At 47.9% G+C, this 537-nt stretch carries 1 pseudogene; it reads left to right on the top strand.

Annotation, left to right across the window (positions count from 1 at the left end):
* Window positions 1-537: pseudogene (carB, locus tag R7Q48_RS30450) on the top strand (carbamoyl phosphate synthase large subunit); the annotation flags it as partial.

Raw genomic sequence — 537 nt, forward strand, 5'->3', positions numbered from 1 at the left:
GTAGTGACCAAGATTCCTCGTTTTAACTTCGAGAAATTTGCTGGCGCTAACGATCGCCTGACGACTCAGATGAAGTCAGTTGGTGAGGTAATGGCGATTGGTCGTAACCAACAAGAATCTCTTCACAAAGCATTACGTGGCCTAGAGGTTGGCGCGACTGGCTTTGATGAGATGGTTGACCTAGATGCACCTGACGCATTAACTAAGATTCGTCACGAACTAAAAGAAGCTGGCGCAGAGCGTATCTGGTATATCGCAGATGCATTCCGTGCGGGCATGTCAGTGGATGGCGTGTTTAACCTGACGAACATTGATCGCTGGTTCCTAGTTCAAATTGAAGAGCTAGTTAAACTAGAAGAGCAAGTGAAAGCCGGTGGCTTTGCTGGTCTAACAGAAGAAGTTCTACGCCAGATGAAACGTAAAGGTTTCTCTGATGCGCGCCTATCTAAACTGTTAGGTGTGGCTGAAAGCGAAATCCGTCGTCTACGTGACCAGTTTGACATCCACCCTGTCTACAAGCGTGTGGATACGTGTGCG

The organism is Vibrio sp. 378 (assembly GCF_033339435.1).